Source organism: Kouleothrix sp. 19917, from assembly GCF_057073505.1.
In genome coordinates this window covers 65,606-83,901 of the sequence record NZ_CP097099.1, presented here as the reverse complement: position 1 = coordinate 83,901, position 18,296 = coordinate 65,606, and the positions used below count along the sequence as shown (strand labels likewise).

The following is an 18,296-nucleotide window of genomic DNA, read 5'->3' as shown; positions in this document are numbered from 1 at the left end:
TTGCGCAAAGCAGCAAGGAGATGAAACGCGAGCCTTCGCTTTCCTACTGCTTGTTGTTGCGGAACAGCTCGCTCGCACTGGCCAGCGCGATCTGGTAGACCTCGCGCAGCGGCAGGTTGTGCGCCCGCGCCAGCCGCGCGCAATCTTCGTACTCGGGGGCCGCGCCCATGTCCGCGCCCTGCCAGCGTTTGCGCTTCACGCGCACCGGGCCGAGCGGCGTTTGTACTTCCACCAGCTCGCGCCCGGCGACATGCCGCTCGGCGGGGCGGCGGCGCACGCCCAGCGTGCTCGTTTCGCGCATGATCAGCGCCACGGCGGTATCTTCCAGCGCGGCGGGAACCAGCGCCGAAAGCAGCGTGGCCGGGCGGCCTTTCTTCATCAGAATTGGCGCGAGCCAGGCGTCGAGCGCGCCCAGAGCAAGCAGTTGCTCGGCGGCATAGGCAAGCTGCTCAGCGGGCTGGTCGTCGATGTTGGTTTCAAGCAGAACCAGCGCGGAATTTTCTTGGGCCGCGTTCACTTCCGCTTCGCCCAGCCAGACACGCAGCGCATTCGGGCGCGGCGTGTCGCGCTTGCCGAGGCCGTAGCCAACGCGCGCCACGCGCATGGGCGGGCGGCGAAACTCAGCCAGGGCGGCCAGCAGCGCCGCGCCGGTGGGCGTCACAAGCTCGAACGGTGTGTCGTCGGGGATGGTGGGCGCGCCAGCCGAAGCCAGCAGCGCCAGCGTGGCGGGCGCGGGCAGGGGCAGCTGCCCGTGTGCGGCGCGCACCCAGCCGTGGCCGAGCGGCAGCGGCGAGGCATACACCGCTTCCACGCCCAGCAGGTACAGGCCGGCGACAACGCCAACAATATCGACAATTGCGTCGAGCGCGCCAACTTCGTGGAAATGTACCTGCGCAGCCGGGATACCGTGCACCTGACCTTCGGCTTCGGCCAGGCGCGCAAACACGCGCAGACTTTGTTCCTTCACAGTGGTATCGAGTGTGCTGCGCTCGATAATCGCCTGCACGTCGGCGAGGTGGCGGTGCGTGGCTTGCTCAGGCGCATCGACCAGCGCGCGCGTGCCGGCCAGAAAGGCGCGGGTGCCGCGCTCGGCCGCAACCGACCAGCCCGGCAGATCGAGTTTCGCCAGCTCGGCGCGCAATGCTTCGAGCGGCAAACCGGCGTCGAGCAGCGCGCCAAGCGCCATATCGCCGCTGATGCCCGAGAAGCAATCGAAGTAGATGATATGCGTCATGCAGCGGGTTCGCTTCTTTACTCGGCAATCGCTTCAATCGCAACGCCGTGGGTGTGCGCCGCGCCGAAAATGATGTTGCTGCTGCCACGCAGTGCCAGCGCAAACGCGCCCGGCCCGCGCCGCGCCAACTGTTCCTGCACCGGGTCGTAGGCTGCATCGGCGGCTGGCGTCATGAGTGTAATCGCCGCCGAACCGATTGGGAAGGTTGGCCCCGCGCCATCCAGGCCAAGCAGGGCAGCGTAGTGCTGGCCCGTTGCCGCAAGATCGTCGGTGGCGACAGCCACGCCGCCAATGCCGGTGACGCCGTTCGGGTGCTCGCGCAGCGCGCCGCCCGGCACGCGCAAGTCGCGTGGAGTGACGTCGGCGCACAGGAAGGGCAAGCCGCGATCAGCGGGCCGCGCCGTCTGCCATGCCACGCGCACGCCATCGGGACGCAGGCGTCCGCCGTCGTTCGGCCCTTCAATGGCGAGGCCGCGCGCCCGCGCCACCGCCACGTCTTCCGCAATCGCGCCGGGCAGCAGCGCATAGTCGATCAAGCCCTCGCCCTCGGCAGCGTGACGCCACCAGTGGTGCTCGGGCGCGTCGCGCAGAAAGGCGATCAATTCGAGGTAGGTGTCGTCGGCAAAAACCACCAGCGCATTATGGGTGGCCCCGTCGGCGTGCGTGCCACCCGGCGCGACGGTGAAGCCCAGCGCGGTGTAGTCGGCAATTGCGGCGTCGAGGTCGTTCACCAGAATCACGATATGGTCGAGCGCGCGAATCATAGCGATTTCTTTCTTCCTGGCTGGAAAGAGGAGTGGCTGTTACAGTGCGGTTGCTTCGGCAGTTGCGGGCGCGCCCAGGCCGCCCAGCACAAAGCGCACAACGTGCTCGGCCAGCGCGCCGGGCTCGCCGCCCAGGACATGCGCGAGGTGCGCAAACGCGCGCGGGCTGATCAGCTCCAGGCAGAGCGCCGCAAGCGCAGCGGGGTCGCCGGGGCGCAGCACGCCCTGCCGCTGGCCGTCGCGGATCACCTGCTCAAGCAGGGAATGCATGGTGGCGTAAAGCTCGTGCTCGGCGGCCGCGCCGCCAGGCGGCTCGGGGGCGGGGCGCAGCTCGATCAGCACGGCCTGCTGCGCGACGCGCTCGTACTGCGCGACCACCAGCGCCCGCAGCTTCTGCACCGGGTCGGGGCTGGTGGCGGCGGCGGCAAGCAGGCAGTGGCGCGTGTGGTCGCAGGCGGCGTGGCTGACGGCGGCAAACAGGTGTTCCTTGCTGGGGAAGCGTCGGTAGATCGTGCCAACGCCAACGCCAGCGCGCCGCGCGACTTCTTCCATCGTCACGTCGGGGCCGCGCTCGGCAAACAGCTCGTGGGCCGCGCTGAGCACGCGCTCGAGGTTGCGCTGCGCGTCTTTTCGCTCGCGGCGCGCGCCGCTGCAAGGGTCGTCCATTCCACACCATTCCTCGCTTTGCTGGGCGCAGTATAGCACTTTTTCTTCCGAAACGGAAGCGGGGTTCCACTTAGTTGGTCGCGCTGCGAGGGTGTGTGCTTGGGCCGCAGGCTGTCTGGGCGGACCTATGTGTCCGCCCTACCACCTTGTTTGCTCGGGCCGCAAGGCTGCAGGCAGTACCTGCTTCAAGCCAGCTTGCTCAGGCCGCAAGGCCGCAGGCAATACCTGCTTCAAGCCAGCTTGCTCAGGCCGCAAGGCCGCAGGGGCTATGCCGCCCCTGCACCTGCACCAGGGGCTATCGCCCCTGGACCCCAAATTTGATGCCGGTATCGCTGCCAATGTATAGCCTTTCATGCCTCCGTTGTGCTCCCCGCTGGCAGCAAAATTTGCAATCTTTGCTAAATTGGAGGTTTTGAAACAAGCCATATCTATATTTTTCGATGCCAGCTTTTTGGCACAACGGAGGCATAACTAGATGGCATTTCATATGCCGGCCACGCTCTTTACGGAGTTCGGGGCAACGCCCCGACGCCGGGGTTGTTAGGGGTCGGCGGCGAACCCTAACCGCGAAGCGCGAGGGCGCGCAGCCCTCGCATGAAAGATGGGCGCAGCCAAACAAACCCATGTTGCCCCACACCACATCATCATGTACCATGGCCCGCGCGCCGCCGGGCGCACATACAGCCAAGGAGCCTTTATGAGCGCCAAGCTTCGAATCCGCGATGTCGAGCGCATTGTGGTGAATGTGCCGTTTACGCCGCGCTGCCAGCAGTGGAATGCCCGCGAGGTCTGGCAGTGGAGCATCTCCGAGGTTATTCGCGTCACCACTGACGATCCCGAGCTGGTTGGGTATGGCGAGACGCTGCCGCACTACACCTGGGGCCGCGTGCCCGACGCCGCGATTGCGCGCGTGCGCGGCGGCAACCCCGCCGACTTTCTAGGCGACGACTCGCTCGGTGCGGGTTTGCAGATGGCGCTCTACGATCTGGTTGGCAAGGCATTGGGCGTGCCGGCCTACCGCCTGTTCAACCTGCCCAAAGTGCGCGACTGGTGCCCGATTTCGTGGTGGAATATCGACATGCCGCCCGAGGCGCTGGCCGCTGAGGCCCAGGACGCGCTGGCGCAGGGCTATACATCGTACAAAATCAAGGCGCGGCCGTGGTGGGATATTTACGAGCAGGTCGCGGCGATCAGCGCCGTCACGCCCGAGTACTTCCGGCTCGACCTCGACTGGAACAACATGCTGCTGAACGCGGGCAACGCCGCGCCCGTGCTGGCCGAGCTCGACAAGCAGCCGCGCATCGCGATCTACGAGTCGCCGATTATGCAGCGCGATGTCGAGGGCCAGCGCGAGCTGCGCCGCAAAACCACGCGCCCACTGGCGCTGCACTTCGGCGAGCCGCCCTTCCCCACCGTCGTGCGCGAAAGCGTCTGCGATGGCTTTGTGGTCAGCGGCGGGGTGGCAAGCGTGCTGCGCCAGGGCGCGCTGGCAGCCGCCTTCGAAAAACCATTCTGGCTGCAACTGGTCGGCACCGGGCTGACCACCGCGCTGTCGGTGCAGCTGGGCGCGGTGCTGCCCTTTGCGCAGTGGCCCAGCGTGAACTGCCTGAACAACTACGCCGACGACCTGCTGGCCGCGCCGCTGACAATTCAGGGGGGAGGCGTGCGTGTGCCCGAAGCGCCCGGCCTGGGGATCGAAATCGACGAAGGTGCATTGGAGCGATTCCGCATGCGGCCACCCTACGAGCACCCCGCGCCGCGCATGATCATGTCGGTGGTGTGGCCGGGCGGGCGCGTGATGCACTACACCCAGATGCGCCCGCAGTGCTGGGACGATTTCTGGGCCGGCAACCAGCCCGCCCAGGAGCGCGGTGTGACGATGGAAGTACACTACGACGACGGCACGCCCGAGTGGGCCGATCTGTACGCCCGCGCCTCGCTCGCGCCCGTACGCGATCAGCGCTAAGTTCTACCACCAAGACACCAAGACACCAAGATGGCAGAGAATAATATTCGCCTTGGTGTCTTGGTGTCTTGGTGGTTCTTTTATAAGCGATATGATGAGGTAGGCATGAAACTTCTTGTGATTGGCGGGGCGGGCCTGGTGGGCGGGCTGGTGCTGCCCGCCGTCGCTGAGCGCCACGCGCTGCGCGTGTTCGACCGCCAGCCGCCGGCCGATCCCGGCTGGGAATATGTCGCTGGCGATGTGGGCGACCTCCATGCGCTCGTTGCGGCAGCGGCCGGCTGCGATGCGCTGTTGTATATGGCGATGGGCCACAAGATCTACGATACCACGCTGGGCATCATCAGCAACTTCGACGTGAATGTGAAGGGCGTCTACCTTGCGCTCGACGCCGCGCAGCGCAACGGCATCCGCCACGCCGTCTACACCAGCAGCATGTCGGTGTACGCGCACAACCTGGAAGACCGCCCACTGCAAGGCGAAGACCTGCCGCCCGATTCTCACGGCCTGTACGGCCTGACCAAGCGCCTCGGCGAAGAAGTGTGCCGCAACGCCGCGCACGCCTGGGGCATGAGCGTCAACGCGCTGCGGCTTTACCTGCCCATGCCCGAAGATGAGTGGCAGGCCTTTGCGCAGGCGCACCAGCCCACCTTCGCCACAACCGCCAATGATGTCGCCCGTGCGATCCTGGCGGCGCTGGAGTATCGCGATGGCTTTCAGGCCTTCACCATCACCGGCGACTACGCCGAGCAGCATATGCTGATGGAAAAAGCGCGCCGCCTGCTTGGCTGGCAGCCGCTCGCCCGGCCACAGACGAAGAGCGAATGACCAAGAACTACAGCAGTGTGCAGTCGGCAGGATGCAGAGGACTTGTGCATTTTCCGCGCTCCAACGTATTTCTTGCCGATGCGTGAATGGTCAACTGTTCCGCAAACCGCTCTAAAACACGCACGTTCGTCTTTCGTCCCGTATCTCTTTCTTCTCCGCGTCCTTTGCGCCTCTGCGGTGCAACAGAAAGAGGAACCCGATGTCACTCCTATTCGAAGAACAGACCCGCGCCGACTTGCGCGCGCTTGCGCCGAATGTCCTGCTTGTATTGCCCGTTGGCGCGACCGAGCAGCATGGCCCGCACCTGCCCGTCGGCACCGACCGCTTCACCGCCGAGTATGTGGCGCGCGCCGCCGCCGAGGCCGCCAGCGCCCGCTTCCCCGTGCTGGTTGCGCCTACCCTGCCGTTTGGCAGCTCGCAGCACCACCTGCCCTTTGGCGGCACCATGTCGCTCGGCACCGAAACCTACTACCGCGTGCTGTGCGACCTGTGCGAGTCGCTGATCGTTTCGGGCTTTCGGCGCATCTTTATTCTGAACGGGCACGGCGGCAACAACGAGCTGATCCAGCTTGCCGTGCGCGACCTGGCCTTCAAGCACGACGCGCAGCTCGCCGCCGCCGCCTACTGGACAATCGCGTGGGATGCGCTGGTGGCCGAGGGCGCGCACGAGCGGGCGGGCTTGCCCGGTCACGCCGGCACCTTTGAAAGCTCGCTCGTGCTGCACCTGCGCCCCGAGCTGGTGCGCGAGCCACGCCCGCACCGCGAAAATCCTGCCAACACCGACACGCGCAGCTTCACCGCGCCGTATCGCGCCGAGCTGCACGGCTCGTGGCAGCGCAGCAGCGGCTTCACCGACAGCCCCGACCAGGCCGACGCCGAGCGTGGCGCGCGCTACTTGCAGTTAATCGTGGGTGCAGTGGCCGATGCGTTTGCGGAGTTCTACAAGAGTGCCTTGTGAAAGGTTGGTTAAAGAGCACGGAACCACCAAGACACCAAGGCGCCAAGAATCAAAAACGAACGACCAAGATATATGCCTTGGTCGTTCGTTTTTCGCCGTTTAGCTACGTGTTGGAATGCCCTATACCCTCAGGTGTGCTCACCCATGAGGGCTCGGGCGTGATCTCGTCGTGCGGAGTTGGGCCGGGGTCGGGCAGGTCGCTTTCATGGAGCGTCATCAGCGGGCGCAGCGCCATATCGTGATCGCACAGGATCTGGCAGGAAAGGCGCGCCTCGCCCAGCAGTTCTTTATCGGTCAGGCGGTCGCGCTCGGCCACAGTCATGACGTTTGGCTCGCCGGCGCTAAACGCCACCCGGCAGGTGGTGCAGCGCGCGTGGCCGCCGCAGCGGTGCAGAATATCGACGCCGCTCATCTCGATTGCGCGCACCAGGCGCTGGCCTTCGGGCACATCGAATGTGCCGTACCCTTCAACTTCTAGCTTTGGCATACTCGTACCTCTCTTCTCGAATCCCTTCCTCACGCTGTAGCAAAGCCCGCGCCACCAGTCTGCACGTTCACTGCTGCTGTAAAGCGTGCGCGAGCTTTTCTGGGGCGCTTCGCACTTACTTTTTTTGCTGGCGCTTCGCCCCTATCCCCTCGATGCTACGCCCTTGAGCTTTTTCTGGGGCGCTTCGCCCCCATGCCCCCGATTAGGGAAACCCTGGCCGGTTTCCCTAAAACCCTTCCGGCAAAGGGCGCCCGTATCACTTACAATGCTCGTTGTCATGCCTTGCGGCGAACACGAAAATCAATACAGCTTTTGTATGCAGAAGCTGCTATCGAGCATTGCCAGCTTTCGGCATAACGGAGGCATGACAACCTAGCGCCGTCCCAGCCGACCACCTAAAATTTGGGGTTCGGGGCAACGCCCCGACGCCGGGCGGGTACCCACGAAGTGGGTGGGGCGGCGCGAGCCCCGGCGGCCTTGCGGCCCGAGCAAAATCACGCTAGAGTGCGACGACGCATCCGTCCATCAAAGCGCCGCGTAGGCAAGAGTAATAGAGCTTCGTTAGAACTGCCCCAGCCGCCCCAAATTCTATTGACAAAGCCCCCCCAGAGTTCGATAATACCCGCAACGGAATGAACATTCCGCTTTAGCAGCCAGCTTCGACACCGGCACGCCCCCGGCAGCCACACCAGTCGAATGGCGAAGAGGGAACTATGAGCGAACAAACGCCAACAACCACTGCCAACCGCCCGACCTTGCCGTTGATCGCGCTTGACGGCGCGGTGGTTTTTCCATACACCGTCGTTAGCTTGCCGCTCGACGACGACACTGAGCCGGTTGCCGATGCCGCGCTGAAAGACAATCGGCTGGTGCTGCTGGTTGCGCGCCGCTCCGACGCCGACGCCGACGCGCCGCTCGACATGCAGCTGCACCGCATCGGCACGATCGCGCGGATCGAGCAGGCCGGCACGCTGCCGAATGGCGTCAGCGGGCTGGTGGTGCGTGGCATCATGCGCGCCGAGCTGGGCGAACAAACCCAGAGCGAGCCGTTCGTCCGCTTCAGCTATACCGAGCGCCCCGAGCACTTCGAGCGCACGCCCGCGCTGGCCGAGCTGATGACCGAGGTCAAGGCGATCATCGACGCCGTGCTGGTCGCGCGCGATGTGCCGACCGAGATCCGCAACTTCGTGCGCAGCATCGATGATGCCGGGCACCTGGCCGACAACACCGGCTACTCGCCCGACTACACCTTTGCCGAGCGCCAGGAGCTGCTCGAAACCTTTGATATCACCGAGCGCCTGCGCAAGGTGCGCGACTTCTACCAGAAGCAGTATGCCGTGCTGGAAGTGCAGGCCCGCCTGCGCCAGGAAGTGCAGGACAGCTCGGCCAAGCAGCAGCGCGAGTTCTACCTGCGCCAGCAGATGCGCGCCATCCAGAAAGAGCTGGGCGAAGACGACGCCGAGTCGGCTGGGCTGGACGACCTGCGCGAGAAGCTGCTGGCCGCCAACCTGCCCGAGGTCGCCCGCAAAGAGGCCGACCGCGAGCTGCGCCGCCTGGAGCAGATCAACAACTCCTCGCCCGAGTACCAGATGATCCGCACCTACCTGGAGTGGGTCGCCGAGCTGCCGTGGAGCAAAACCACCGGCGACACGATCAACATCGCCCATACCCGCGAGGTGCTGGACGCCGACCACTACGGGCTGGAAAAGATCAAGGAGCGCATCCTTGAGTACATGGCCGTCAAGCAGCGCCGCGACGCGCTTGGCGACACCGACGCCCGCTCGCGCGAGCCGATCCTGGCCTTTGTTGGCCCTCCCGGAGTTGGCAAGACCAGCCTGGGTCAGAGCATTGCCCGCGCGCTGGGTCGCCAGTTCGTGCGCATGAGCCTGGGCGGCGTGCGCGACGAGGCCGAGCTGCGCGGTTTCCGCCGCACCTATATCGGCTCCGCGCCTGGCCGCATCATTCAGGAGCTGCGCCGCGCCGGCACCGCCGACCCGGTCATCCTGCTCGACGAGGTCGACAAGCTCGGCAACGACTTCCGGGGCGACCCGGCCGCCGCGCTGCTGGAGGTGCTCGACCCTGAGCAGAACAACACCTTCACCGATCACTACCTGAACCTGCCGTTTGACCTGAGCAAGGTACTGTTCATCGCAACCGCGAACGACTGGAGCACAGTACCGCCCGCGCTGCGCGACCGCATGGAAGTGATCGAGCTGAGCGGCTACATCGAGGACGAGAAGGTGCACATCGCGCAGCAGCACCTGGTGCCGAAGCAGGTGCGCGCCAACGGCCTGCACGCCGCCGAGGTCACGGTCGATGAGGCCGCCCTGCGCGACATCATCGGCAACTACACCCGCGAGGCAGGCGTGCGCAACCTCGAGCGCCAGATCGGCAACGTGCTGCGCAAGGTCACGCGCCAGCTCGCCGAGGGTGACAGTAAGGGCGAAGCATTCGCCCCTATCACCGAAACGGCCCCGACGAGCGAGGCGAATGCTTCGCCCCAAAACGCCGACGCCACGGCGGCTTCTGACCCCAGACGCCAGACCCCAGATCCTCTGGTCGTCAGCACCGACTTCGTGCGCAAGGCGCTGGGCCGCCCACGCTTCTACAACGAGGCCAAGGAGCGGATCGACCAGCCCGGCATCTCGACTGGCCTGGTGTGGACGCCCGTCGGCGGCGACATCATCTTCATCGAGGCGTCGATTGTCGAGGGCAGCAAGGAGCTGAAGATCACCGGCCAGCTTGGCGAGGTGATGCGCGAAAGTGCCGAGGCCGCGCTGACCTACGTGCGCTCGCGCGCCAACTCGCTTGGCATCGACCCGCGCTTCTTCGATACGCACGCCATTCACATCCACGTTCCGGCGGGCGGCGTGCCGAAGGACGGCCCCTCGGCGGGCATTACCATGGCCACCGCGCTGGCCTCGGCCGCAACCGGCCGGCTGGTGCGCGACGACGTGGCAATGACGGGCGAGATCTCGCTGCGCGGGCGGGTGCTGCCGATTGGCGGCATCAAGGAGAAGGCGCTTGGCGCGCACCGCGCCGGCATCCGCACCATCCTGCTGCCGCGCCGCAACGAGGTCGAGCTGGACGAGCTGCCGCGCGAGGTCTTCGACGAGATGACCTTCATCCCGGTCGATACGCTCGACGAAGTGCTGGCCCACGCCCTGCGCAAGCCCGGCGACCAGCCCGGCGCAACGCTTGGCACCGTGCTGGGCCTGCCAATCGGCAGCGAGCCCATCCAGGCCGCCGAGTAAGGCATCCGCTGCCAACGGCACGGGGCCGGCTGACAATTGTCAGCCGGCCCCGTGCCGTTGGCAGGCAGGGTATAATGCGCCCACCGCCTGCAAGAAAGGAAACGTTATGGCTGCCTGCTCACACCTCGACCAGATCCGCGACGTCACGCCCAGCGCAAACGGCTGCGAAGACTGCCTGAAAACCGGCGACACCTGGGTGCATCTGCGGCTGTGCCTGATCTGCGGCCATGTCGGCTGCTGCGACTCATCCAAAAACAAGCATGCCACCAAGCATTTTCACAGCACCAATCACCCCTTGATCCAGTCGTTCGAGCCTGGCGAAGATTGGTTGTGGTGCTATGTTGATCAAGTGATGCTGGAGCCAGCCGGCGAGTGATCGACTCATGCCCCGCTGGGCAGCGCAGCTAACGCCCCGGTGAAGCTCAGCGCCTCTTCAGGCAGGGCATCGCAGCGCCCATCCACAATCGCCGCGTAGTCGCGAATGGTTTCGGCCAGCGGCACATACGCGCCCGGCAGCGCCGTGAAGGGTTCTGCCACCACAAAGGGCTGCGAGCCAAACAGCAGCGCGCGTCGCGCCCGCCCACGGAGCGGTGCATCCGTCGCGCCCGCGCCTTCGGTCACACCGGTTTCGCGCATCAGCGCGCGCGCCGCCGCCGCCACGCGCCGGTGCTCGGCGCTCAGCACATCGCCCGCCAGCAAGCGCGACTCCGAGCGCACCGGGTCGATTGCCGGCCAGATGCTCTGCCCGCCTAGCACGCGGCTAAACACCAGCCGGCCATCGCTCGCAATTGGCGCGGGCGGCAGCGGGTTTGCGGCAAGCCGTTCGGGCGCCAGCAACTGCCACACCAGCACGCTCAGCGCAGCCGCGCCACCCCGCTCGCGGCCCGCAAGCCGGCTAACGGTTGCCGGTGTGAGTAGCGGCTCGTGCAGCACCAGCAGCGTTTCGCGGCCGCCTGCGCGCAAGTCTTCCGCCAGCGCCAGGGCCGTGTCGGCAATCGACTGGATGTCGGCGTTCTCCGCCTGAGCGGATACCACAATAGTGTGCTGCATCACGCCTTCGCCGCGCAAATCGGCAACCAGCGCATCTACATCCATGTGGCTTTCTTTCATGCCCGCGATCACCGCGCAGCCACCACGGCGCACGGCCAGGTCGTGAATCAGCTGGCTTGTGACGACCACCAGGCCCACGCCGGTCGTGCCCGTCATGGTGGTAATGCCACCGCGCACAAGCGGCGCAAACAGGTCGATCACCTTGATGCCGCTGATGTACAGCTCATTTTCTGCTTGCGTGGCAGCAGCGGGCACTGCGTTTGCACGCGCGTCAGCCGTCAGCGGCGCATCGACCGGCAGCGGCTTGCCCGTTGCATCGATTGCGTGGCCAATCAGGCTGCTGGCCGGCGGCAGGGTAGAAGTGTGAGAAGGCATTGTGGTGCTCCTTTCCTATGATTCGTGATAGCTCATGTTGCTCAGTACTCTGGAAAATACATTTCCTCGTACTCAGCTTCCAGGAAGCTCAAGCCAGTTTTCTTTCAACCTGATACTCAGATTAGCTTCCTGGAAGCTTGCCTGTTGTATGAAATAACGTATTTTCCAGAGTACTCAGAGTATTGTGTGAAGTGCTGGGCTGCTCGGTGCCGGCTCGCAGCGCCGCCAGAACCGGCGCATACCCTTTGTGCCGCGCCCAGTCGCGTGGCGTGCGGCCGTGTGCGTCGGCGCGGTCGTCGTCGGCACCGTGGCGCAGCAGCAATTCTGCCAGCGTGGCGCGGTCGCGCATTACCGCGCAGTGCAATGGTGTGATGCCCAGCGCCGTCGCGCAGTTGGGGTGCGCGCCGTGCCGCAGCAGCAAGGCGGCCAGTGGCAAGAGATCCATCAGCACCGCCAGGTGCAGCGCCGTCTGCTCGGCATTTGTGCGCGCATCGGGGTCGGCACCGCGCCGCAGCAGCAACTCGGCCAGCGCGGCGTTGTTGGAGTAGACGGCGCGGTGCAGTGCGGTAAACGCGCTCACCAGCACTGGCAGGCCAAACTGCCGCGCGGTCGCTTCGTCCCAGCGCTCCTGCGCGTGAATGAGCGCCGGGTCGGCGTCGAGGTAGGCGCGCACCTGCGCCAGCTGGCCGAGCCGCACCGCAATGAAGAACTGCACCAGCCGCGCAAACTGCGGGTCGGGCGAGGGGCGCTGGGCGCGCACCAGCTCGCCAAGCTGCTCGCGCAGGCGGCGGCGCGCGGTGAACAGGCGTTTCTTCACGGTGGAAAGCGGCACCTCCAGCAGCGCGGCGATCTCCTGCTGCGGGTAATCGGCCATGTAGAACAGCACGAGCACCTGCCGGTCGGCTTCGGGCAGCGCGGCAATGCCAGCCTGGATGCGGCGCTGCAGCTCGCGCGTTTCGGCCAGCTCGGCCGGGCCGGGCTGCGCGCTCGCCAGCGCGCCCGCCGCATCGAGCGGCACCAGCGCATGCGCCTTGCCGCGCACCAGCCGGTCGGCACATTTCAGCACCACGCGGCGAAACCAGCCCGGAAAGGCGGCCGGCTCGCGCAGCCCACCCAGATGCACAAACGCCTCGATAAAGGCTTCCTGCGCGGCATCCTGCGCCAGGTGCGCGTCGCCAAGCACGGTGTAGGCCACTGCGTGGGCCATCGCCTGGAAGCGCTCGACCACCGCGCCGAATGCTTCCAGATCGCCATGTTGCGCCGCGCCGATGCTTGCTGTCAGAGAAGCGTCCATATTCCTCGCGCTCCGTCGTTCGCCTTCACATATAAGTCCCATCCTGCGCGCAAAAGGTTACCACCCGCGAACGGGCGTATTGCTATACGTCCCCGAACGACGACTGACGGCTAAAGATTGAACCACAGAGACACAGAGGCACGGAGGTTTTGGGGTTGCAGGTTTACAGGTTTGCAGGTTGCAGGTTACACAGCTCCGCGGTTCAGAGGTTCAATGGTTCCCCAGCTCAGTGCCTGCTGCCTGCTGCCTACTGCCGACAGCTCTACGCTCTGCGTTCTGCGTTCTTCGCTCACCCCTTCACCCTTCACCCTTCACCCTGTCACCCCTTCACTCCGTCCCCCCTCGCCCGCGAGTGTGCTATCATACCTCGCACCATTTCACGCCAGGAGGCCAGCCATGCTACGAATGACATTACTCGGCGTTGGCACCGCCGTTCCCGATCAGGATCGCGAAAACACGCATATGGTGTGGGAAGCGCCCGACGGCCTGCTGCTGATCGACGCGGGCGGCAGCACCTACCAGCGCCTCTTGCGCGCCGGGCTCGACCCGCTGCAGCTGCGCGGGGTGTTCGTCACGCACTCGCATACCGACCATATCAACGGCCTGCCCGCGCTGATCTTCCAGCTTGCGCTGGTGGGCTACAAAAATCGCCTGCCGATCTATGGCAATGCGCCCACGCTTGCGCTGCTCCAGCGCATTTTCGAGGCATTTTCGCTTGAGAAATACCAGGTCGAGGTCGAGTGGGTGGAAGTGGCGGATGGGCAGGAAGTGCCGCTCGGCAGCGATTCCTACCGCCTGCGCGTCGCCAGCACCGTGCACCCGCGCCCCTGCCTGGCGCTGCGCTTCGAGGATCGCGCGAGCGGGCGCGTGCTGGTGTATTCCGCCGACACCGAGCCATGCCCGAGTGTGCAGGCGCTGGCGCAGGGCGCGCACATCCTCATCCACGAGGCCACCACCGCGCAGCCCTTCGCCGGGCACACCACCCCGCGCCAGGCCGGCGCAGTCGCCGCCGAAGCCGGCGCCGAGCGGCTGGTGCTGGTGCATTTCAGCCCGAAATACACCATTAGCGCCGCGCAGGCAATCGAGGAAGTGCAGGCCGGCGGCTTCAGCGGCGAGGCCGAGATTGGCCGTGAGTTTGGCACCTACACCTTATAATGTTGCAGGTTTGCACGTTCGAAAGTTGCAAGTTGTAGGCGGGGCGTATTGCTTACGTCTGCCGCCTGCCGCCTGCCGCCTGCCGACTACCTACTGCCACCTGCCTACTGCTGACTGAAAGAGAACAATGCCACCAAAACAACCAGCGCGCCGCCAGAGCACAATCACCTTCTTTGGCGAAGACATTATTGCGCTGCAAGAGTTCGACCCCAACGAAACCTATGTGCCGATCATCGGGCTGTGCATGCTGATGGGGATCGAGCACGCCCCGCAGGAGCGCCGGGTGCGCGCGCATGCCGTGCTGAGCGCGGGCGCGAAGTCGCTGCCGGTGGAGCTGGAAGATGGCCGCAGCGCGCCGGCGCTGTGCCTTCGCGCCGATCTCGTGCCGCTCTGGCTGGTTAGCCTCGACGCCGCCAAGGTCAACGACGCCGCGCGCGCCAAGCTCGAACTGTTCCAGCGCGAAAGTGCCTCGGTGCTCTGGCAGTCGAACCGGCCGCAGGGCTTTGGCACCGAAGACGAGCTGCTGCCCGAGCGCCTGAGCCTCGCGCCCGCCGAGCAGGGCTACTACGCCGCGCTGGCCATGGCCACGCTGGCGCGCCACCAGATGCTGATCGAGCGCCAGCTCAACGCGCGCGGCCTGCACGACACGCCCAGCCCCGATCCCTACGCGGCGGCCGGCGCAATCGACGACCCGCAGGCCGAGCTGCTGGCGCGCGCGGTGCGCCGCGTGGCGCTGGCCGCCGCCGAGCGCACCCGCCGCAACGAGTACGGCGGCATCTACCTCGGCTTGTTCCGCCAGTTCAGCATCAGTTCCTACCGGCGCACGCCGCCCGCGCGCCTGCGCGAAGCCCTGGAGTGGCTCGAACGCTGGCGCGGCGACCTGATGGGCGAGCCCGAGCCGCCGCCCGATATTGAGTAGCCGTTCGAGCGTATGGGAAAAAGAATGCAGTGGCGTTTGGGCGTCTGCCTGCTGTTTCTGATGCTTGGCGCGCTGCCAGGCCCCGCCGCCAGTGCCCGCGTTTTGTCTGCGCCGCCACAGGCCGATACCTGCACCAAAGGCCCCGTCGCTGAGTATATCGACCAGCTCGACAAGCTCGAAGAGCAGCGCGACCAGTGGGGTGTGTTCTGCGAGCCGTCGCCCACAACCGGCGGCTACTCAGAATGGTCGCTCAACCCGGTGTCCGATTTGGCGCTCGCCCCGCCCGCCCTCGAATGCGCGATCACTGGCGGCGCGCCCTACTCCAACATTCATTGCTACCGCAACCTGCAGCCCGACATCGCTGCCACCGTCATCACCTACACGCTCAGCTTTGTGCTGCTGCCCGGCCCCACCTGCACCGATTTCGTCACCGCGTGCGTGCAGGCGCTGGAGTTTACCGCCAGCCGCTGGCACGAAAAGCAGCGCTACGAGTGGGCCGTGCAGTGGCAGAATGTCGGCGGTCCCTGCCCGCGCTGGCGCTACTGGGATTTCAGCCACCCCGACGGCTGGATTCCGCTCAACCCCGAGCGCATCGAGACCCTGCGCCCGAACCAGTGGTACGATCTCACGCTGGTCGGCACGGTTGAGGGGCAGCGGGCGCGCTACCTGTGGTTCGATCTGCACGAGCACGGTGCCGCGCCCAAGATCTACGCCTTTTCGCACACCACTGCCGCCACCCGCCCCGCGCCAACATTCCCGAACCTGCTGGCCGTCGCCGTCCAGCTCGACGGCAACAGCATCCAGCAGCCCTACAGCGTGATCATGGACGAGGTGGCGCTGCACCATAGCCCGCCAGTCGTGTTCCAGCGCGGGCCGAACGCCGTGTATATGCCCGTTTCCAGCGCGCACCACCCGCCGCCGCAGTGCTAAACATAGTCAGGGCGTATTGCAATACGCCCTGACTATATTCGTCCTGCCTACTCGCCCGGGTAGCGCAGGCCCCATTGCGCGCGCAGCTCGTCGAACGTGCGCATAATCGCCAGCGTCTCGTCGAGCGGCATGGTCGCGCTTTCGGTCAGTCCAGCGCGCAGGCAGCGCCCAACCTCGGCCGCCTCGTAGTTGTAGCCATTCCCCGGCGAAGGCACGTCAATCAGCTCGTCGGGCTTGCCGTCGGCGGAAAGCGTCATCGTCGTGGCCTTCCACCACGAGCCGTGAATGCGGATGCGCCCGGTCGTGCCCAGCAGCAGCGCCTCGTGCGGCGTGTTGGTACGCACCGCCTGCGACAGAATCGCGATCTGCCCGCCCGCGTAGCCAAACAGCATGGCCGATTGCTCATCGACGCCGGTTTCGCCCAGGGTTGCCACGCCAGTCACGCGCTCGGGCGCGCCAAACAGCATCGAGGCCAGCGACGCCGGGTAGATGCCCACATCCAGCAGCGCGCCGCCGCCCAGCTCGGGCGCGAACAGGCGGTGCTTGGGGTTGAAGCCGGTGCGGAAGCCAAAATCGGCCTGCAGCATGCGCAGATCGCCAATCGCGCCGGCTGCCAGCAGCTCGCGCAGACGCACCATATGCGGCAAAAAGCGCGTCCACATCGCTTCCATCAGAAACACGCCACGCGCCCGCGCCACGTCGATCATCTCGCCGGCCTCGCGCGCATTCATCGCAAATGGTTTTTCGCACAGCACCGCCTTGCCCGCTTCCAGACAAAGAGTCGTATTCTCTTTGTGCATCGGGTGCGGCGTGGCGATGTAGATCGCGTCAACGTCGGGATCGTTCGCCAGCGCGTCGTAGCTCGCGTGGCTGCGCTCGGCCCCAAACTGCTGCGCAAACGCTGCCGAACTTTCTGCCGTGCGCGAGCCTACCGCCACGAGCTTGGCGTCATCCAGCTCGGCCAGGCCGCGCGCGAATTGCCTGGCAATATTGCCCGTGCCCAAAATTCCCCAGCGAATTGTTGTCATTGCCCTCTCCCTATGCAGATCGTGTTGCCCGGCGCTATTGTACCGCGTCTCGGCGTGGGCGCGGACACAAAAACACAGGCCAGAGCAGCGATTGCTCTGGCCTGTGCTGTGTCAGGAGATGGCGCGTCTGCGCCGGCGTGGTTTAGTAGAGGCTGACAAACATCGGCGGGCGGCCGGTCTTCAAATCGCCCATCGCCGCCTTGACCTTGTCGGCGCTCGGCATGCTCACCGGGCCAATAAAGCCGCTGCCGCCCTTGAGGAATGGCGCCAGGGTCGGCACTGCGTCGGAAACGTTGTAGTAAATCGCGGCCGGCACTGCCAGGTCGTTCGGCAGGTAGCCCGCGATCTCGCGCACCAGCGACAGGTGCACGGCCTCGCTGGCGGCGTGCTGCGCGGTGGTGGCGGCCAGCTTGCCCAGGCCCGCGTCGGCGAAGGTGCGCGTGGCGGCCAGGTAAGCGGCGACAAAGGCCGTCTCGGCGGCCAGACCCGTCTTGATAAACACGTTCGGGTCGCTCAGCACCGTTGCCGGCACATAGAACTGGGTGGTCAGCGCCTTGCCGCCCGCGCCGGTCAGGAACTCGTAGTGATACTGCTCGGCATCCATGGCGGCCTTCAGATACTCGACATCATCGGCGTTAACGCTGAACTGCGCGCCCGTCACCGCGCTGTAATAGAACGTGACGGCCAGCGCCTCGGCGGTAGCGGCCAGGTTCAGGATGGTCTGTGGGTCGTCGTTGGTGTGTGCGGCTTCGGCCGTGCCCATACCAAACGCGCCGGCGAAGCTGGCAAGCGCCAGACCGCCACCGAGACCGGCGGAACCTTGCAGGAAGCGGCGGCGTGAAAGCAGACCATTCTGATTGTTCTGAGCCATGGTAACCCTCTCTTTAATCTATTTGGTGCACCCAGTCTTCATTAGCTGGGTCTAACCATCATTACGAAACACTTAGTGAATTGGATCTATCGATATACCTATATTCTTGAAAATCTACCAGGGAATATTTATTTCCTCACTTTCTTTTCTGTATAAAACAGAACATATCAAACAGTCGTAATCTTGAAAGCAAGATCACAAAAGAGTAAATATATTGCCTTATTGAAATTATTTACAGAGCTTAGATGCGAGAGGTGTTAGAGCGTGTTTATTTATGTGAGGTATTGCAATATTCGTGCCAGTAAGTATGTTTTCGAAAAAGTATTTTCAAACTGGTTCTTGTATTTCTTACAATTATCAATTTCAGAATCTTCAAAATCCTCCATTATTTCGCGGATGATTTTCCTTATACAGATTGCGTGTACACAATAGTACGCAGTACCTTCCATTTTAGATCTCTGTATTTTCGCCGCACCTGCGAACTTCGCGCGCGCTTGTCAAGCAGCAGCGGGGCGTCTAT

General features: G+C 64.9%; 16 protein-coding genes. 8 read left to right on the top strand and 8 right to left on the bottom strand.

Going from position 1 to position 18,296, the window contains the following annotated elements:
* Positions 1 to 43: 43 nt before the first annotated feature.
* The 3 genes from larC to M1P90_RS00345 are packed head-to-tail and all read right to left on the bottom strand — an operon-like array spanning position 44 to position 2,664.
* Positions 44 to 1,234: a nickel pincer cofactor biosynthesis protein LarC gene (gene larC, locus M1P90_RS00355; protein ID WP_483700614.1), complete on the bottom strand. Its 1,191-nt coding sequence runs from the start codon at positions 1,232 to 1,234 to the stop codon at positions 44 to 46.
* A gap of 17 nt (positions 1,235 to 1,251) precedes the next feature.
* Positions 1,252 to 1,998 (bottom strand): VOC family protein, encoded by a 747-nt coding sequence (locus tag M1P90_RS00350; protein WP_483700613.1) that lies wholly within the window; start codon positions 1,996 to 1,998, stop codon positions 1,252 to 1,254.
* A 39-nt stretch (positions 1,999 to 2,037) separates the two neighbouring features.
* Positions 2,038 to 2,664 carry a TetR/AcrR family transcriptional regulator gene (locus M1P90_RS00345; protein ID WP_483700612.1) on the bottom strand — a complete coding sequence of 209 codons (627 nt, stop codon included), beginning with the start codon at positions 2,662 to 2,664 and terminating at the stop codon, positions 2,038 to 2,040.
* A 697-nt stretch (positions 2,665 to 3,361) separates the two neighbouring features.
* Here M1P90_RS00345 and M1P90_RS00340 point away from each other — a divergent pair.
* The 3 genes from M1P90_RS00340 (at position 3,362) to M1P90_RS00330 (ending at position 6,413) form a co-directional block, all read left to right on the top strand.
* Positions 3,362 to 4,630, top strand: coding sequence for a mandelate racemase/muconate lactonizing enzyme family protein (locus M1P90_RS00340; RefSeq protein WP_483700611.1), 1,269 nt, complete (start codon positions 3,362 to 3,364; stop codon positions 4,628 to 4,630).
* A gap of 105 nt (positions 4,631 to 4,735) precedes the next feature.
* Positions 4,736 to 5,455, top strand: a complete 720-nt coding sequence (locus M1P90_RS00335) for an NAD-dependent epimerase/dehydratase family protein (protein ID WP_483700610.1) — start codon at positions 4,736 to 4,738, stop codon at positions 5,453 to 5,455.
* A 199-nt stretch (positions 5,456 to 5,654) separates the two neighbouring features.
* Complete coding sequence (locus M1P90_RS00330) at positions 5,655 to 6,413, top strand: creatininase family protein (protein ID WP_483700609.1); 759 nt, start codon at positions 5,655 to 5,657, stop codon at positions 6,411 to 6,413.
* A 103-nt stretch (positions 6,414 to 6,516) separates the two neighbouring features.
* On the opposite strand, the gene M1P90_RS00325 is transcribed toward M1P90_RS00330, so the two are convergent.
* Positions 6,517 to 6,900, bottom strand: coding sequence for a 2Fe-2S iron-sulfur cluster-binding protein (locus M1P90_RS00325; protein ID WP_483700608.1), 384 nt, complete (start codon positions 6,898 to 6,900; stop codon positions 6,517 to 6,519).
* A gap of 713 nt (positions 6,901 to 7,613) precedes the next feature.
* Between M1P90_RS00325 and lon the strand changes: the two genes are divergently transcribed.
* Together lon and M1P90_RS00315 are read left to right on the top strand one after the other, a co-directional pair.
* On the top strand, positions 7,614 to 10,154 hold the full coding sequence (gene lon / locus M1P90_RS00320) for an endopeptidase La (protein ID WP_483700607.1): 2,541 nt from the start codon (positions 7,614 to 7,616) through the stop codon (positions 10,152 to 10,154).
* Between the two features lie 106 nt (positions 10,155 to 10,260).
* Positions 10,261 to 10,530, top strand: coding sequence for a ubiquitin carboxyl-terminal hydrolase 14 (locus tag M1P90_RS00315; protein WP_483700605.1), 270 nt, complete (start codon positions 10,261 to 10,263; stop codon positions 10,528 to 10,530).
* A 5-nt stretch (positions 10,531 to 10,535) separates the two neighbouring features.
* Here M1P90_RS00315 and M1P90_RS00310 read toward each other — a convergent pair whose 3' ends face one another.
* Both M1P90_RS00310 and M1P90_RS00305 read right to left on the bottom strand, forming a co-directional pair.
* The gene (locus M1P90_RS00310) at positions 10,536 to 11,579 is read right to left on the bottom strand and encodes a P-loop NTPase family protein (protein WP_483700604.1); all 1,044 of its coding nucleotides are present in this window, start codon (positions 11,577 to 11,579) and stop codon (positions 10,536 to 10,538) included.
* A gap of 121 nt (positions 11,580 to 11,700) precedes the next feature.
* Positions 11,701 to 12,873 (bottom strand): sigma-70 family RNA polymerase sigma factor, encoded by a 1,173-nt coding sequence (locus tag M1P90_RS00305; RefSeq protein WP_483700602.1) that lies wholly within the window; start codon positions 12,871 to 12,873, stop codon positions 11,701 to 11,703.
* A 396-nt stretch (positions 12,874 to 13,269) separates the two neighbouring features.
* Here M1P90_RS00305 and M1P90_RS00300 point away from each other — a divergent pair, with 396 nt between their 5' ends.
* From M1P90_RS00300 to M1P90_RS00290, 3 genes are all read left to right on the top strand, one after another.
* On the top strand, positions 13,270 to 14,028 hold the full coding sequence (locus tag M1P90_RS00300) for an MBL fold metallo-hydrolase (protein WP_483700600.1): 759 nt from the start codon (positions 13,270 to 13,272) through the stop codon (positions 14,026 to 14,028).
* A 127-nt stretch (positions 14,029 to 14,155) separates the two neighbouring features.
* Positions 14,156 to 14,947: a phage antirepressor N-terminal domain-containing protein gene (locus M1P90_RS00295; protein WP_483700599.1), complete on the top strand. Its 792-nt coding sequence runs from the start codon at positions 14,156 to 14,158 to the stop codon at positions 14,945 to 14,947.
* A 24-nt stretch (positions 14,948 to 14,971) separates the two neighbouring features.
* Positions 14,972 to 15,877 (top strand): hypothetical protein, encoded by a 906-nt coding sequence (locus M1P90_RS00290; protein WP_483700597.1) that lies wholly within the window; start codon positions 14,972 to 14,974, stop codon positions 15,875 to 15,877.
* Positions 15,878 to 15,924: 47 nt separating this feature from the next.
* Here M1P90_RS00290 and M1P90_RS00285 read toward each other — a convergent pair whose 3' ends face one another.
* Positions 15,925 to 16,905: a Gfo/Idh/MocA family protein gene (locus M1P90_RS00285; RefSeq protein WP_483700595.1), complete on the bottom strand. Its 981-nt coding sequence runs from the start codon at positions 16,903 to 16,905 to the stop codon at positions 15,925 to 15,927.
* A gap of 142 nt (positions 16,906 to 17,047) precedes the next feature.
* The gene (locus tag M1P90_RS00280; protein WP_483700593.1) at positions 17,048 to 17,776 is read right to left on the bottom strand and encodes a ferritin-like domain-containing protein; all 729 of its coding nucleotides are present in this window, start codon (positions 17,774 to 17,776) and stop codon (positions 17,048 to 17,050) included.
* Positions 17,777 to 18,296: the final 520 nt, after the last annotated feature.